This is a genomic window from Methylobacterium platani, assembly GCF_001653715.1.
GTDB lineage: Bacteria > Pseudomonadota > Alphaproteobacteria > Rhizobiales > Beijerinckiaceae > Methylobacterium > Methylobacterium platani.
The window spans coordinates 33309-47354 of the sequence record NZ_LWHQ01000038.1 but is presented as its reverse complement, the minus strand read 5'-3'; the positions used below and the strand labels follow the sequence as shown (position 1 = coordinate 47354).

At 69.5% G+C, this 14046-nt stretch carries 15 protein-coding genes; 5 read left to right on the top strand and 10 right to left on the bottom strand.

Features of this window, described 5'->3' with window-relative positions:
* Positions 1-65: 65 nt before the first annotated feature.
* The 3 genes from A5481_RS18805 to A5481_RS18795 form a co-directional block, all read right to left on the bottom strand.
* Positions 66-2366 (bottom strand): RNA degradosome polyphosphate kinase, encoded by a 2301-nt coding sequence (locus tag A5481_RS18805; RefSeq protein WP_048434733.1) that lies wholly within the window; start codon positions 2364-2366, stop codon positions 66-68.
* 166 nt (positions 2367-2532) lie between these two features.
* Positions 2533-3273 carry a P-loop NTPase family protein gene (locus tag A5481_RS18800; protein WP_048434728.1) on the bottom strand — a complete coding sequence of 247 codons (741 nt, stop codon included), beginning with the start codon at positions 3271-3273 and terminating at the stop codon, positions 2533-2535.
* Between the two features lie 28 nt (positions 3274-3301).
* Positions 3302-4426, bottom strand: coding sequence for an AI-2E family transporter (locus A5481_RS18795; RefSeq protein WP_048434732.1), 1125 nt, complete (start codon positions 4424-4426; stop codon positions 3302-3304).
* 311 nt (positions 4427-4737) lie between these two features.
* On the opposite strand from A5481_RS18795, the gene A5481_RS18790 reads away from it, so the two are divergent.
* Positions 4738-5496: a hypothetical protein gene (locus A5481_RS18790; RefSeq protein WP_048434727.1), complete on the top strand. Its 759-nt coding sequence runs from the start codon at positions 4738-4740 to the stop codon at positions 5494-5496.
* A 158-nt stretch (positions 5497-5654) separates the two neighbouring features.
* On the opposite strand, the gene A5481_RS35730 is transcribed toward A5481_RS18790, so the two are convergent.
* Positions 5655-6398: a calcium-binding protein gene (locus tag A5481_RS35730; RefSeq protein ID WP_082173189.1), complete on the bottom strand. Its 744-nt coding sequence runs from the start codon at positions 6396-6398 to the stop codon at positions 5655-5657.
* A 151-nt stretch (positions 6399-6549) separates the two neighbouring features.
* A complete protein-coding gene (locus tag A5481_RS18780) occupies positions 6550-7113 on the bottom strand; it encodes a CDP-alcohol phosphatidyltransferase family protein (RefSeq protein WP_245238900.1) in 564 nt (187 codons plus the stop codon).
* A 90-nt stretch (positions 7114-7203) separates the two neighbouring features.
* Here A5481_RS18780 and purM point away from each other — a divergent pair, with 90 nt between their 5' ends.
* The 4 genes from purM (at position 7204) to A5481_RS18760 (ending at position 10218) form a co-directional block, all read left to right on the top strand.
* Entirely contained in the window at positions 7204-8280 is a 1077-nt protein-coding gene (purM, locus tag A5481_RS18775; protein ID WP_048434726.1) for a phosphoribosylformylglycinamidine cyclo-ligase, read from the top strand.
* On the top strand, positions 8277-8936 hold the full coding sequence (gene purN, locus A5481_RS18770) for a phosphoribosylglycinamide formyltransferase (protein WP_048434725.1): 660 nt from the start codon (positions 8277-8279) through the stop codon (positions 8934-8936). Before purM ends, purN begins: the two co-directional genes overlap by 4 nt.
* A gap of 523 nt (positions 8937-9459) precedes the next feature.
* Positions 9460-9696 (top strand): hypothetical protein, encoded by a 237-nt coding sequence (locus A5481_RS18765; protein WP_048434724.1) that lies wholly within the window; start codon positions 9460-9462, stop codon positions 9694-9696.
* A 165-nt stretch (positions 9697-9861) separates the two neighbouring features.
* Positions 9862-10218, top strand: coding sequence for a VanZ family protein (locus A5481_RS18760; protein WP_048434723.1), 357 nt, complete (start codon positions 9862-9864; stop codon positions 10216-10218).
* Positions 10219-10227: 9 nt separating this feature from the next.
* On the opposite strand, the gene A5481_RS34690 is transcribed toward A5481_RS18760, so the two are convergent.
* The 5 genes from A5481_RS34690 to A5481_RS18740 all read right to left on the bottom strand — a co-directional run bounded on the left by A5481_RS34690 (position 10228) and on the right by A5481_RS18740 (position 13991).
* Entirely contained in the window at positions 10228-10383 is a 156-nt protein-coding gene (locus tag A5481_RS34690; RefSeq protein ID WP_167350072.1) for a hypothetical protein, read from the bottom strand.
* A gap of 92 nt (positions 10384-10475) precedes the next feature.
* A complete protein-coding gene (locus tag A5481_RS18755; RefSeq protein ID WP_048434722.1) occupies positions 10476-10658 on the bottom strand; it encodes a hypothetical protein in 183 nt (60 codons plus the stop codon).
* A 71-nt stretch (positions 10659-10729) separates the two neighbouring features.
* A complete protein-coding gene (locus A5481_RS18750) occupies positions 10730-11848 on the bottom strand; it encodes an ABC transporter substrate-binding protein (protein WP_048434721.1) in 1119 nt (372 codons plus the stop codon).
* Positions 11845-13287: a sensor histidine kinase gene (locus A5481_RS18745; RefSeq protein WP_082173188.1), complete on the bottom strand. Its 1443-nt coding sequence runs from the start codon at positions 13285-13287 to the stop codon at positions 11845-11847. Before A5481_RS18745 ends, A5481_RS18750 begins: the two co-directional genes overlap by 4 nt.
* Positions 13284-13991, bottom strand: coding sequence for a response regulator transcription factor (locus tag A5481_RS18740; protein WP_048434720.1), 708 nt, complete (start codon positions 13989-13991; stop codon positions 13284-13286). Before A5481_RS18740 ends, A5481_RS18745 begins: the two co-directional genes overlap by 4 nt.
* Positions 13992-14046: the final 55 nt, after the last annotated feature.

The following is a 14046-nucleotide window of genomic DNA, read 5'->3' as shown; positions in this document are numbered from 1 at the left end:
CCAGATCCTCATGACGGGAGCGCCGCCGGACGGATGGCCCCGGGGACCGACCCCCGACCGCCGCGTCAGACGCGCTGGGCGCGCCGGCTGAGCGCGCGCGGACTCGACTTCTTCGATGCCTTCCCGCGGCCCGACAGGCTCGGGTTGGTCATGAAATACTTGTGCGCGTTGAAGGGTTCCTCGCCCTCGGCGGGCTCGATCCGCTCGCTCGCGCCCGACGCCAGTACACGCCAGCTCTGCTGGTTGTCGAGGAGATTCGCCATCATGATCTGGTCGAGCACCTGCTGGTGCACGGTCGGGTTGAGGATGGGCAGCATCGCCTCGACCCTGCGGTCGAGGTTGCGGCTCATCAGGTCCGCCGACGAGATGTAGACCCGGGCCTTGGGGTGGGGCAGCCCGGCGCCGTTGCCGAAGGCGTAGACCCGGCCGTGCTCCAGGAAGCGCCCGACGATCGACTTGACCCGGATGTTCTCCGACAGGCCCGGCACCCCGGGCCGGAGGCAGCAGATGCCGCGCACGACGCAGTCGATCGGCACCCCGGCCTCGCTGGCGTCGTAGAGCGCGTCGATGATCTGGGTGTCGACGAGGGAATTGCACTTGATCCAGATCGCCGCCGGGCGCCCGGCCTTCGCGTGCGCGATCTCCTCGGCGATGTGCTCGAGCAGCCGCGCCTTCAGGGTCAGCGGCGAGACCGCCATCCGCTCCAGCTCCGCCGGCTCGGCATAGCCGGTGATGAAATTGAAGATCCGCGAGACGTCGCGGCCGATCACCGGGTCGGCGGTGAAGAACGACAGGTCGGTGTAGATCCGGGCGGTGATCGGGTGGTAGTTGCCGGTGCCGACGTGGCAGTAGCTCACCAGGCGGTCGCCCTCGCGGCGCACCACCATCGAGAGCTTGGCGTGGGTCTTCAGCTCGATGAAGCCGAACACCACCTGGGCGCCGGCCTTCTCGAGGTTGCGGGCCCAGCGGATGTTGGCCTCCTCGTCGAAGCGCGCCTTGAGCTCGACGAGCGCCGTCACCGACTTGCCGGCCTCGGCCGCTTCCGCCAGCGCCGCGACGATGGGGGAGTTCGACGAGGTGCGGTAGAGCGTCTGCTTGATCGCCACCACGTTCGGGTCGCGGGCGGCCTGCGACAGGAACTGCACCACCGAGTCGAACGACTCGTAGGGGTGGTGGACGATGAAATCCTTCTGGCGGATCGCCGCGAAGCAGTCGCCGCCGCTCTCGCGGATGCGCTCGGGGAAGCGCGGGTTGTAGGGCTTGAACTTCAGGTCGGGCCGGTCGATCCCGACGATCTGGGACAGTTCGTTGAGGGCCAGCATCCCCTCGACCAGGAAGATCGCATCGACCGAGATCTCGAGCTCGTCGGCGACGAAGGTGCGCAGGTCCTCCGGCATGCCCGCATCGACCTCGAGGCGGATCACCACGCCGCGGCGGCGCTGTTTCAGCGCCGTCTCGAAGTGGCGCACCAGGTCCTCGGCCTCCTCCTCGATCTCGAGGTCGGAATCGCGCACCACCCGGAAGCCGCCCTGGCCCTTGACGAGGTAGCCCGGGAACAGGCGGCTCGTGAACAGCACGATCACCTGCTCGATGGCGATGAAGCGCGCCGCGCCGCTGCCGGTCGGGTCGGGCAGGCGCACGAAGCGGTCGATGATCGAGGGCAGGCGGATCAGCGCCCGCAGCACCCGGGCGTCGCGCGGCCGCACCAGGGTGAGCGCGATGGTCGAGCCGAGATTCGGGATGAACGGGAACGGGTGGGCCGGGTCGATGGCGAGCGGCGTCAGGACCGGAAAGATGTGCTGGAGGAAGTAATCCTCGAGCCAGGCCGCCTCTTCCGCCGTGAGGTCCATCGCCTCGACGAGGTCGATGGCGTGCGCGTGCAGCGCCTCGCGCAGCTCGCGCCAGCGCCGCTGCTGGTCGCGGGCGAGGCCCGAGACCTCGGCGTCGATGCGGGCGAGCTGCTCGGCCGGCGACAGGCCGTCGGCGGAGGGCGCGGTCAACCCGGCCCGGACCTGGTCGTGCAGGCCGGCGACCCGCACCATGAAGAACTCGTCGAGGTTGTTGGCCGAGATCGACAGGAAGCGCAGCTGCTCCAGCAGCGGGTGGCCGGTATTCGAGGCCTCCTCCAGCACCCGGCGGTTGAACTGCAGCCAGGACAATTCGCGGTTGACGAAGCGCGCGGGCTCGTGGCGCAGGGCCCGGCCGGCCGATACGGCCTCGGCCTTGGCCCGGCGGGCGGCTTCCTGCGCCGCATCGGCCTCGTCGGCGGCGCGGACCGCCTCGGGGGCGGCCAGACCCTCGGCCGCGTCGTGACGGACAGCCTCGGCGGCCGCAGACGTCGCCTCGGTCTCGTCGAGGACCGGGATGGCACTGGCTCCGGCAGCATTGTCCGACACGTGGGCTCCTCCTTGGATCGATGCCGGGTCAGGGCTTCCAGCCCGCCCCGGTGACAGGACAGTTTGACAATTGCGTGAAGGGCGGCTGTGGGCGCCCGATCGGCCTCATGCAGCGGCGACGACCTGCTGGAAGACTTCAGTCCTCGCCGTCCGGTTCCTCGTCCCCGCTTCCCTCGTCGTCGCCGCCCTCGTCCTCGGCCCCCTCCAGGGCCGCCAGGGTGGCGAGCGCCAGCGGCCGGGTGATGCGCCGGCGCCGGCTCAGGCCCTCGCGGTCGAGGAGCGCCACCACGTCCCGGGCGCGGGCGAGCGAGCGGTCGAGGCGCAGGGTGAGCGCGTCGACCACGCTGGTATCGACGACGAGCTGGCGGTCGAGGAAGAGCTTCACCAGCACCACCCGGAGCAGGGCCTCGTCCGGGGGTTCGAGGCTCACCCCCGGCGCGAGGCGCAGGCGCGAGCGCAGGTCGGGGGTGGCGAGGCCCCAGGCTTCCACGGGGCGCGAGCCGGTCGCCACCACGCTCGCGCCGCGCTCGCGCACGAGGTTGAGCAGGTGGAACAGCGCCTTCTCGTCGCGGCCCTCGGCTCGGTCGGCATCCTCGATCACCAGGGCCTCGGCCCGGGCCAGCTCCGGCACCGCCTCGGCGGTCACGGCGGCGACCGGCACGGTGAGCGCGCCGGACCGCTCGGCGAAGATCGCCGCGAGGTGGCTCTTGCCGCTGCCCGGCGGGCCGACGAGCACCAGCACCCGGTCCGGCCAGTCGGGCCAGGCCTCGATGCGGGCATAGGCCGCCTCGTTGGAGGGGCTGACCAGGAAGTCCTCGGAGCCGAAGCGGGGAATGACGGGCAGGTCGAGGGCGAGCTGGCGCGGCGGGTCGGACATTGCGGGGCGCGGGGTCTTCTCGTGCGGGTCAGGGCTTCGATATGGCGGGCGGCACCGGCTTGGCCACCACCACGGTCGCGTCGGCGGCCAGGATCGGGGTGCCGTCGTGGTAGAGCCGGCTCTCGAGATAACGCTTCACCCCGAAGCGGGCGACGACCCCGAGGGCGGCGGCCACCGGCACCGCCAGCAGCAGGCCGAGGAAGCCGAACAGCGAGCCGAAGGCGAGGAGCGCGAACATCAGCCAGACCGGATGCAGCCGCACCGCGTCGCCGACGAGCTTGGGCTGGAGCACGTTGCCCTCGAGGAACTGGCCGACCAGGAAGATCCCGACCGTCAGCACCACCGAGACCCAGTCGGGCCAGAACTGCACGAGCGCGACGCCGGTCGAGAGCAGGAAGCCGGTGAGCGAACCGACATACGGGATGAAGGTGAGGAACCCGGCCATCAGGCCGATCAGCACGCCGAAATTCAGCCCGACCGCCCACAGGCCCAGCGCGTAGAACGTGCCGAGGATCAGGCAGACCAGGCTCTGGCCGCGGATGAAGGCGGTGATCGCCCCGTCGATGTCGCGGGCGAGCATCCGGGCGGTATCGCGGTGGCGCGGCGGCACCCAGCGGTCGAGGGTCGCGATCATCCGGTCCCAGTCGACGAGCAGGTAGAACGCCACCACGGGCGTCACGACGAGCAGCGAGACGATGCCGACGACCGCCTGGCTGCCCGACCACAGCGAGCGCAGGAAGCCGAGGATCCAGGCCACCGCCTGCCCCATCAGGTTGCCGACGGAGGATTGCAGCTCCTGGAGCGCGCCGTGGCCCCCGGCGCGCTCGATCAGGGGGCCGGCCCGCTCGGCGATGATCGCCTGGAGCTTCGCGATCATCGCCGGCAGCGAGGCGACGAGGGCCGCGACCTGGTTGGCCGCGAGCGGCACAACCAGGATCAGGGCGAGGATCAGCCCGAACAGGAACACCGCCAGGATGATCAGCGTCGCGGTGAGCCGCCCGATCCCGAGCCGCTCCAGCCGGTCGGCGACCGGATCGAGGGCATAGGCGAGCGCGGCGCCGGCCACGAAGGGCAGGAGCACGTCGCGCAGCTGGTAGAGCAGGACGACCAGCACGGTGAGGATGGCCAGGATGATCGCGGCCCGGCGTTGGATCGGCATGCGCGCTGGCCCCGTCACCCACGCGAATCCGTCGCGCCCCGGCCGGACCGAGATGGAAGGGCGCCGCCGCAGGGTCAAGCCCGGTCTGCGGGCGCTCCGGGAGTTCGGCGCCGGGCGCCCTGCGGTAATAGGTTAATAAAAAATATCCCGGCCATCAAAAATAAAACATCGGCTCGGCAAGAAATTCAATGCTTTGGGTTTTCTTGCCATTGCCGCTGAGAAACGAATCCGATAAATAGGGTTACATCAAAAATCGATGGCGGCCTGCCTCGTCTCCACCGCCCGCGCCGTGTTCAGGATGTGCCATGACCAGCATCGGCAATACACCAGCATCGTATATCACCACGCTCCTGCAAACGACGGGGCCGGTCTTTCACGGCCGCGTGGGCGGCATCGGACCTGAGGACACGGACGAAGCCGCCGCCGCGATCCTCAAGATCGTCAATACGATCTCCGTCGAGACCAGCGCCGCGAACAAGGCAGCAGCGGCCAAGATCGGCGATGCAGCCTTGCGGGCGGCTGAGATCTGGGCGAGCCCGAACCACGGCAGCAGCCCGGGGGTGCGGTACTACGAGCGCCCGGAGGACATCGAAGATCCGGAGTATCGCGCCATCATGGTGGATTTCGCGAGAAAGGAGGCTGCGCGGAAAGTCATCGATGCCGTGACGCCAGGGTATCATCGTTGGCCGGAACAAATGCGAGAAGGAGAAAAAATATTCTCCATCATGGAAGATTATTTTAAATCAGATTTTTCATACACGACTGGCAGAACCAGCGGCGGTGACGTGATTGAACAGAAAAATATGTCGTATCTACATTTCCTTGGAGCGCTTCGGGATAAAATCTCGACGTTGACGGCGGGTGTCGCTGAAGTTGCGGACATTTCCGGCAAGATCGTCTCGCAGGGGGTTGACGGCCAACTCCGCATTGGCAAATTCGAAGCACGGGATAAGACAACAGGACAGTTGTTCATGAAGATGGACGACAATAACATTCTCAGATTTTACGATCAGGGCACAGTGCTTCTCGAAGTCGACTACGGGGCAACGGATGTCGAACAATAAATTTGCCCCGATTAAATATCACACACCCGAATTTGCATCGCCTGGCTGAAACAAAATAGAATGGCTCTTCCGTGCGATCCGTTCACGGGGAGCGGCAGTTCAAGCAGCATATCTCAAGGCGGCTGTCACGTCAGATAGCGTGACAGCCGCCATCTATGCTACCCGTATATATTGTAAGGAGTTGTGCCGAAATCGTCGGCGCTGATCAACGCTGAAAAAACTCCAGACAGAAGTATACTGGTCGCTCCAGCGGTCACGAGAGTGCCATTGCCAGAGGCGGCGAAGCTGTAACTAAGTTCAGCGGGAAACAGAATTTTGTCCACGCCGTCCTCAAAATCGTAGATGATGTCAGAGCCATGGCCGGTATCGAACACAAATTTGTCAGCACCAGCCCCACCATAAAGTGCGTCGTTGCCGCGCCCACCGACTATCTCATCCGCTCCATTGTCACCATAGAGCGTGTCATTACCGATATATCCTTCCAGAAAATCATCTCCATCCAGTCCTTTAATAATATCGTTTTTTCGACTTCCTTTTATATATTGCGTTCCGGCCATGCCCCTTATGTCGTTTATACCTCTCAGCTCAGTTCCATTTAAATTTAAATTATTGTCAGTCACAATATAAGCTGCAAGCTGGCTTTTATTATCGATCAGCTCGACGCCTTCCATGGAGGCTATCTCAAGCCAAATGTAATTATAATACAACGGAACTTGCTCGATCGAGATTTTGTCATACCCAGAGCCGCCATCGTAGTGGTCCGGTCCTTGACCACCTTTCACCAGAAACGTATCATTTCCACTTCTGCCAATAAGAACATCATTCCCTAACGCTCCATCGATCACATCGTCATATTCTGTCCCATAAAGAACATTGTTGTCATAATCTCCGGTGATATTCATCGTGTTATTCCTTCGCCTCGCCGCGAATCACGCGCAGCCCATTCTACGACGTTTCTACAATTTTACTATACGTAAATAGAAATTTTCTTGACATGTCGGAAAACAGCTTTCCAAAACAACCCAGAAACGAATCGGCACAACGGCACCCGCCTCACCCGCCTGTCGCCCCTCCCCGTCGCCATCCCGCAAGCCCCTGCGCCAGCGCCGACGCGACCGACAGCCCGGCGAGCGCCGGCATCGCGACCGCCTCCGCCTCCACCGCCGCGATCCGGAGCGCCCGGCTCCCGAGGAGCCAGGCCAGGAAGGCGATCTGGCCGGCGGTGTTGAGCTTGCCGATCGCGAGCGGCGGGGTCTCCAGCGGGCGGCCGGCGAGGCGGGCGAGGCCGGCGCCCACCACCATCAGGGCGTCGCGGGCGATCAACACGGCCGGGAACCAGGCCGGCACGAGTCCGGCGAGCGTCAGGCTCACCAGCACGGCGAGCATCAGCGCCTTGTCGGCGAGCGGGTCGAGGATCGCGCCGAGGCGGCTCGTCAGGCCGTAGCGGCGGGCGAGGAATCCGTCGATCCCGTCGGAGAGCCCCGCGAGGGCAAAGAGCAGGAAGGCAAGCCCCCAGGCCTCGCGGAGGATCGCCCCGACGACGAACGGCACCAGGGCGAGGCGCGCGGCGGTGATCAGGTTCGGCAGCGACCGGAACGGCATCTTCGGCAATGGCATGACTCCTCCGGCTGCCCCGACTCGCGGTCTTCGGCAAGAGCGGCTAAGAGCGGTCGCAGCATGTGACGGATCGAGGCGAAGGGTCGAGGGATGACGACGGGCGAGCGCCAGAACGGAATGACCTACGCGGAGGCGGGCGTCGACATCGATGCCGGCAACGCCATGGTCGAGGCGATCAAGCCCCTGGTGCGGGCGACCCGCCGGCCGGGGGCCGATGCGGAGATCGGCGGCTTCGGCGGCCTGTTCGACCTCAAGGCGGCGGGCTTCAAGGATCCGATCCTGGTGGCGGCCAACGACGGCGTCGGCACCAAGGTGAAGATCGCGATCGAGACCGGGCGCCACGCCACGATCGGCATCGACCTCGTGGCGATGTGCGTCAACGACATCATCGTGCAGGGCGCCGAGCCGCTGTTCTTCCTCGACTACTACGCCACCGGCAAATTGGTGCCGGGGGTCGGCGCCGACATCGTCAGGGGCATCGCCGAGGGCTGCCGCCAGGCCGGCTGCGCGCTGATCGGCGGCGAGACCGCCGAGATGCCGGGCCTCTACGACGGGTCCGACTACGACCTCGCGGGGTTCTCGGTCGGCGCCGCCGAGCGCGGCGCGCTGCTGCCGGTGGCCGGCATCGCGCCGGGCGACGTGGTGCTGGGCCTGCCCTCGTCGGGCGTGCACTCGAACGGGTTCTCGCTGGTGCGCCGGATCGTGGCGGCGTCGGGTCTCGGCTACGACGCACCGGCGCCGTTCGCGCCGGCCAAGAGCCTGGGCGAGGCGCTGCTCGAGCCGACCCGGATCTACGTCAAGCCGCTGCTCGCCGCGCTGAAGGAGACCGGCCACGGCGCGATCAAGGCGCTCGCCCACATCACCGGCGGCGGCTTCCCCGACAACCTGCCCCGGGTGCTCCCCGACGGGGTCGGCATCGCCCTCGACCTCGACGCGATCGCCGTGCCGCCGGTCTTCGGCTGGCTCGCCCGCCAGGGCAACGTCGCCGAGGCCGAGATGCTGCGCACCTTCAATTGCGGCATCGGCATGGTGGCGGTGGTCGATCCGGCCCGGTCCGAGGCGGTGAGCGCGGCGCTCTCCGCCGCCGGCGAGGCGCCGGTCCGCCTCGGGCGGATCACCGAGCGGGGCGAGAGCCCGGTCACCTATTCCGGACGCCTCGCCCTATGAGCGGCCGCGCCAGGGTCGCGATCCTGATCTCCGGCCGCGGCTCCAACATGGTGTCGCTGCTGGAGGCCGCGCAGGCGCCGGACTACCCGGCCGAGATCGTGCTCGTCGCCTCGAACCGGCCGGACGCGCCCGGGCTCGTCCGCGCCGCGCAGGCCGGGCTCGCCACCGAGGCGGTCGACCACCGCGCCTTCTCCGACCGGGCCGCCTTCGAGCGGGCGCTCGACGAAGGCTTGCGCCGCCACGGCGTCGAGTTCCTGGTTCTCGCCGGCTTCATGCGGGTGCTGACGCCCTGGTTCGTCGAGGCCTGGGCCGGGCGGATGCTCAACATCCATCCCTCCCTGCTGCCGCTGTTCCGCGGCACCCACACCCACGCCCAGGCGCTGGCCGCGGGCGTGCGCGTGCATGGCTGCACGGTGCATTTCGTGGTGCCGGAGCTCGATGCCGGCCCGATCGTCGCCCAGGCGGCGGTGCCGGTCCTGCCGGAGGACGACGAGGAGCGCTTGGGCGCCCGGGTGCTGGTGCAGGAGCACCGGCTCTACCCGGCGGCGCTCGCCCTGGTGGCGAGCGGCCGGGCCCGCCTCGACGGCGGCCGGGTGGTGTTCGCGGCGGGCAGCGGGGCCGCCGAGGGCGCGCTGGTGGCGCCGGCCCTGGGCTGACGGACGGAGCGTTTCGGCCGGCACGGCGCCACGTCCGGGCGCTTACGGGGACGAGGGCGGCGGGGGGTACCCTCCTCTCCGAGCGGGCGGCAGGGCTGTCCGAGGGAGAACTCCTTTCAGGATCAAGCGCGTCTCCCCTCTCCCACTCGGGAGCGGGGATCCCGCGCCGTTCCTTTCCCCGGACGGCCCTGCCACCCGCGGAATGGAAATCCGCGCCGTTTTTATCTTTTGTCACCCTGTCCGGATGCCGACGCCGTCCATGTCCGTCAGACCGGCCTGATGCAGACCCGCCCCGACGCAGATTTTGGCGCACGCTCTGCTTCCATGATCGAGTCGCTGATCAATCCGCGTATCCCGGATATCACGCCGAACCATCCCTCCTGCGCCACGACACCCTGTCGGTGGTCGTACCCGCATTCCGTCCACCAGCCCGTAACCCCGCTCGTAAATTGCGCTTCACAGAAAATACAACTTGAAATAGAAATACCGCCCGGATCGAACGCAGCGGGATGGGAGGTGCCGGGTGTTCTTCGTCGTCGCGGCCACGATCAGCGGCGGCATGACCGCCGGGGCCTGGACGCTGCAATACGGGCTCGGCTGGGCTTGCGTGTTCGGGATCCTGGCGGCGACGGCGAGCGGCGCGCAGGCGATGCTGGTTCTGGGAGCGATCGAGCGGCGCGAGGAGCGGGAGCGCGTCGCGACCGCCCGCGAGAGCGGCCTTCCGGCGACGCCGTCCCGGCTCCCGCGCGATCCCGCCTGAAGTCGCCGCCTCCCACGTCATGGTGCCGCAGCCCCTTCGGGCGGCGCCCCGAAACCCGGCGACGGGATTGCGCCGTCCTCTGCGATCTGGCACCGCGTACCGCGTCATTCCGACAGCCCGGACCGTCCGGTCCTCACGGGTCCTGCCTCGCGGGTCTTCCCCAGCATGTCCAGAGCGTCACGCCTTCTCGGCTGGCTGATCCTGGCCGCCATCACGGTGGCGACCGTCGCGCCGATCGGCTACCGGCCGGTCAGCACCATGCCGGTCTCGGTCGAGCGGTTCTCCGCCTTCGCGGCGCTCGCCTTCCTGCTGTCGGTCGGCTACCCGCGCCATCGCTGGCAGATCCTGGCGCTCACGATCGGGGCGGCCGGCCTGCTCGAGGCGATGCAGCTGCTCGAGCCGACCCGGCACGGCCGCGTCGCCGACTTCCTGGTGAAGGTGGTCGGGTGCGGCTTCGGCGCGGCGGCGTCGCTCGCCGCCGGCCTGGTCTGGCCCCGCCTCGCCACCCGCGGCGAGGCGTGAGCGCGCGTCTCAGTTGATGCTGTAGGCCCGCTCGATGACGACGCCGCAGCTCTCGGCGAGGCTGAAGGCCATCTCGCGGGTCAGGCCGAAGATCAGCGGCGTCTCGCCGCGATAGAGCGTGTAGCGGCCGTCGGGCCGCACCGTGATGCGAACCACGTCGTGCATGATGCTTCCTCCGGTGGTCGCCCCGTTATCGTGCGGGACGGCTCACGGCCGGGGAGCTTAGGGCGATTCGCGACCCGCGCGAAGGGGCCGGCTCAGGCGGAGCCCCGCTTGGCCGGGCGTCGCCGCTTCGTCCTCGGCTTGGCGGTCCCGGTCCGGCTCATCGCGGTCAGCGCCGCGCGCTGCTGGCGCCGTACCGCGTTCGCGGCATGGCCCATCCAGAAGCCGGCGGCCCGGTTGGCGGCGGAGAGCCAGAGGCTGGTCGGGGTTCCCTTCATGACGATCGCTCCACGGCGTCACCCGACGGTCAACCGCGCGAGGCCGGAACCGGTTGCCGGAGGAGGCCCGCTCACGGCGCCGGCCCGCCCGTCTGCCCCTGGGGGCCGATCGACTGGCGCCACTCGGCGAGGAAGCGGGCGCGCTTGGCGCGGTCCTGCACGGCGAGCAGCACCGGCCCGACGGTGATCGGCCGAAAGAGGCCGGCCGCCGCCAGGCTCGGCGGGCCGTCGACGCCGGGCGGCAGCGGGCCGGTGCGGTCGAAGAAGAAGGCCTCCTCGCGCGACACCCGCTGGCCGCGCGCCGACAGCAGGTAGTCGAGGAACGCGAAGGCGTCCCCAACCGCCCGGGCGGTGACCGGCACCATGGCGGCGCGGCTGAGCACCAGGGTGTAGTCCCGCGGCACCACGATGCCGAGGCGGGCGCCGCGCCGCATCGCGCCGTAGACGTAGGAGCCGAGGAGATTGTACCCGATCGCGATGCGGCCCGCCTCGAGATCGGCGATCACGTCGGCGGTGCAGCAGCGCACCCGGAGGCTGGCCCGCCCGAACGCCTCGACGAGGCGGCCGTAGGTGGCCGCGGCGCGGGCGTCGTAGACCGCGAACAGGTAGCCGACGCCCGACAGGGTGATGTCGTAGGAGCCGATCCGCCCGGCATAGGCATCGGGCTTGCGCCGCAGCAGGTCGACGAGCTCGACCCGGCTGCGCGGCAGGTCCTCGCGCGGCACGAGGTCGGGCCGGTAGGCGATCACCGCCGGCTCGGTGGTGAAGCCGAACACCTCGTCGCGCCAGGCAGCCCAGTCGGGCTGGCGGCCGGTCTCGATCGAGCGGTGGGCGCGGGCGCAGCCGTCATTGGCGAGCTTGATCAGGTGGTCGACCGAGGACGAGATCACCACGTCGGCGGCGTAGCCGCCGCTCCGGCGCCCCTCGGCGCAAGCCCGCTGCACCTCGCCGAACAGGTCGGCGGTGACGTATTCGTGGTAGACGACCGTCACGTCGGGATAGAGGAGCTGGTAGTCGCGGATCAGCGGCGCCATCGCGTCGAGGTCGGCGGCGGCCCGGATCGTCAGGGTGGTCCGCTCGTGCTCGCTCGCGGGGAAGCGGGTCTCGGTCTCGGCGGCGGCCGGGCCCGGGAGGGCACCGGCGAGGGCGAAGAGGAGCGGGGCGGCGAGCCGGCCGAGGCGCCGGATCATGCCGGCGCCCCGTCGGGCAGCGACAGCACGACGCAGAATCCCCGCTCGGAATGGCTCTCGAAGCGCAGCTCGCCGCCATGGGCCGCCGCGACCTCGGCGGCGATCGACAGGCCGAGGCCGGAGCCGATGCCGCCGCCGGCCGCCGCCTGGAACGGCTCGCGCACCCGGGCCCAGTCGCCCGCCGGAATACCCGGCCCGTCATCCTCCACCGCCAGCACCACCCGGTCGCGCTCGCGCCCGAGCCGGACCGTGAGGCGGCCCGGCGCGCCGTGCTTGAGGGCGTTGTGGATCAGGTTGGCCAGCGCCTCGCGCAGCGCGATGGCGTCGCCCGGGATGGTCAGGGCCCCGTCCGGTCCCTCGTAGCCGATGTCGATCTCCCGGGATCCGGCCGCCTGGACGGCGTCGATCAGGGTGCGGCGGGCGAGCCCCGCCACGTCGACCGGATCGAACGACGCCGAGCGGGCGCGGTGGATCACCATCGCGTGGTTGAGGAGCTGGTTGGTAAGGTGGCCGAGCTCGGCGGTGCGCTCGCGCAGGCGGGCGATCTGGTCGCGGCGGCGCCCCTCGTCGGTCTCGCTCGACAGGAGGTCGAGCTGGGCGGCGAGCGCGGTGAGCGGCGTGCGGATCTGGTGCGCGGCATCGGCGATGAAGCGCTTCATCACCGCGACGTGACCCGAGAGCCGGCCCATGAAGTGGTCGATCGAGGCGACGAGCAGGTGGATCTCGCGCGGGGCGGCGAGCCCGAGGGGCTGGAGGTCGTTGGGCCCGCGGGCCGCCAGCACGCCCTCGATGGCGCCGAGCGGCCGCAGGGCGGCGCGCACCGCCACCGCGACGGCGCCCAGCGCCAGCGCGCTCATCGCCAGTACCATCAGGCTCGCCTCCGCGGTGAGCCCACGGGCGAGCGCCCGGCGCGCCTCGCGGGTCTGGGCCACCACCACGGCGGCGAACCCCGCCTTCGTCGCGTCCGGCACGTAGCGCCCGGCCACCACCGCCCGCACCGCCTGGCCGCGATGCTCGGCATCGAGGAGGACCGGCCCGGCGGCGAGCCGCGCCCGGTCGACCGGCACCGCGAGGTCGGCGTCGCCGGTCAGCAGCCGGTCGGCGGGATCGACCACCTTGTAGAAGATCCGGTCGCGGGGGCTGAGGCCGAGGGTCTCGAAGGCGGAGAACGGCGGGTCGACGGTGATCTCGCGCCCGTCGCTGGCGATGGTCTCGGCGATCTGCAGCGCCGCCCCGACGAGGAGCCGGTCGTAGGCCTCGTCCGCCGCGTGCCGGGCCGAGGCCCAGGCGGCGACGAGGAGGAGCCCCGCCCCCGCCGCGAGGACGACCGCCAGCACCGCGACGAGGCGGGCGAACAGCGACGAGGCGAGCAGCGAGGGCGCTCGCTTGCCCGCGGAGGCGGGACCGGACGAGGCGGGAATCACGGAGTCGGGGATCATGATTCGGGATGGCCCGGCTCAGGATTTCCGGGTTCCTGGCACACCACCTGGTAGCCGAGCCCGCGCAGGGTGCGGATCTCGGCCCGGGCGCCGGCACCCGCGAGCTTGCGGCGCAGGCGCGCGACGATCTGCTCGACGGCGTTCTCGCTCGACTCCTCCTCGAAGGCGAAGACCCGCTCCAGCAGCTCGCCCTTGGCGAAGACGCGGCCGGGCCGGGCCGCCAGGATCTCGATCAGGGTCCATTCCCGGCGCGTCAGGTCCACGACCTCGCCGGCCACGCTGGCGCTGCGGGCCTCGCGGTCGAGGCGCAGGTTGCCGAGGGTGAGCGCGTTGTCGGCGTGGCCGCTGTTGCGGCGCAGGAGCGCGCGCACCCGCGCCTCGAGCTCGCGGAAGTCGAACGGCTTCACCAGGTAGTCGTCGGCCCCGAGATCGAGCGCCCCGACCCGGTCGTCGACCTCCGAGCGGGCGGTGAGGACGAGCACCGGCACCGGCCCGCGCCGGGCGCGCAGGCGCCTGAGGATCGCGAAGCCGTCGAGCCCCGGCAGGTTCACGTCGAGGATCACGAGGTCGTAGGCCTGCACGCCCAGCAGCGCGTCCCCGGCCGACCCGTCCACCTCCCAGTCGACCGCGTGACCGAGCCCGCGCAGGCGCGCCGCGATGGCCTCGCCGACGTCCCGCGTGTCCTCGACGAGCAGGATGCGCACGAAAATTCCTCTTTCGCCGGCCGGTGGAGATATCTGTCAGGTTGGCGACAGGTTC

What these genes read in the sequence shown, in the direction of transcription:
- A5481_RS18800 (WP_048434728.1), bottom strand. Translation starts at nt 3,273, where the DNA reads ATGTCCGACCCGCCGCGCCAGCTCGCCCTCGACCTGCCCGTCATTCCC.
- A5481_RS18790 (WP_048434727.1), top strand. Translation starts at nt 4,738, where the DNA reads ATGACCAGCATCGGCAATACACCAGCATCGTATATCACCACGCTCCTG.
- A5481_RS35730 (WP_082173189.1), bottom strand. Translation starts at nt 6,398, where the DNA reads ATGAATATCACCGGAGATTATGACAACAATGTTCTTTATGGGACAGAA.
- A5481_RS18780 (WP_245238900.1), bottom strand. Translation starts at nt 7,113, where the DNA reads ATGCCATTGCCGAAGATGCCGTTCCGGTCGCTGCCGAACCTGATCACC.
- purM (WP_048434726.1), top strand. Translation starts at nt 7,204, where the DNA reads ATGACGACGGGCGAGCGCCAGAACGGAATGACCTACGCGGAGGCGGGC.
- purN (WP_048434725.1), top strand. Translation starts at nt 8,277, where the DNA reads ATGAGCGGCCGCGCCAGGGTCGCGATCCTGATCTCCGGCCGCGGCTCC.
- A5481_RS18760 (WP_048434723.1), top strand. Translation starts at nt 9,862, where the DNA reads ATGTCCAGAGCGTCACGCCTTCTCGGCTGGCTGATCCTGGCCGCCATC.
- A5481_RS34690 (WP_167350072.1), bottom strand. Translation starts at nt 10,383, where the DNA reads ATGCACGACGTGGTTCGCATCACGGTGCGGCCCGACGGCCGCTACACG.
- A5481_RS18755 (WP_048434722.1), bottom strand. Translation starts at nt 10,658, where the DNA reads ATGAAGGGAACCCCGACCAGCCTCTGGCTCTCCGCCGCCAACCGGGCC.
- A5481_RS18750 (WP_048434721.1), bottom strand. Translation starts at nt 11,848, where the DNA reads ATGATCCGGCGCCTCGGCCGGCTCGCCGCCCCGCTCCTCTTCGCCCTC.
- A5481_RS18745 (WP_082173188.1), bottom strand. Translation starts at nt 13,287, where the DNA reads ATGATCCCCGACTCCGTGATTCCCGCCTCGTCCGGTCCCGCCTCCGCG.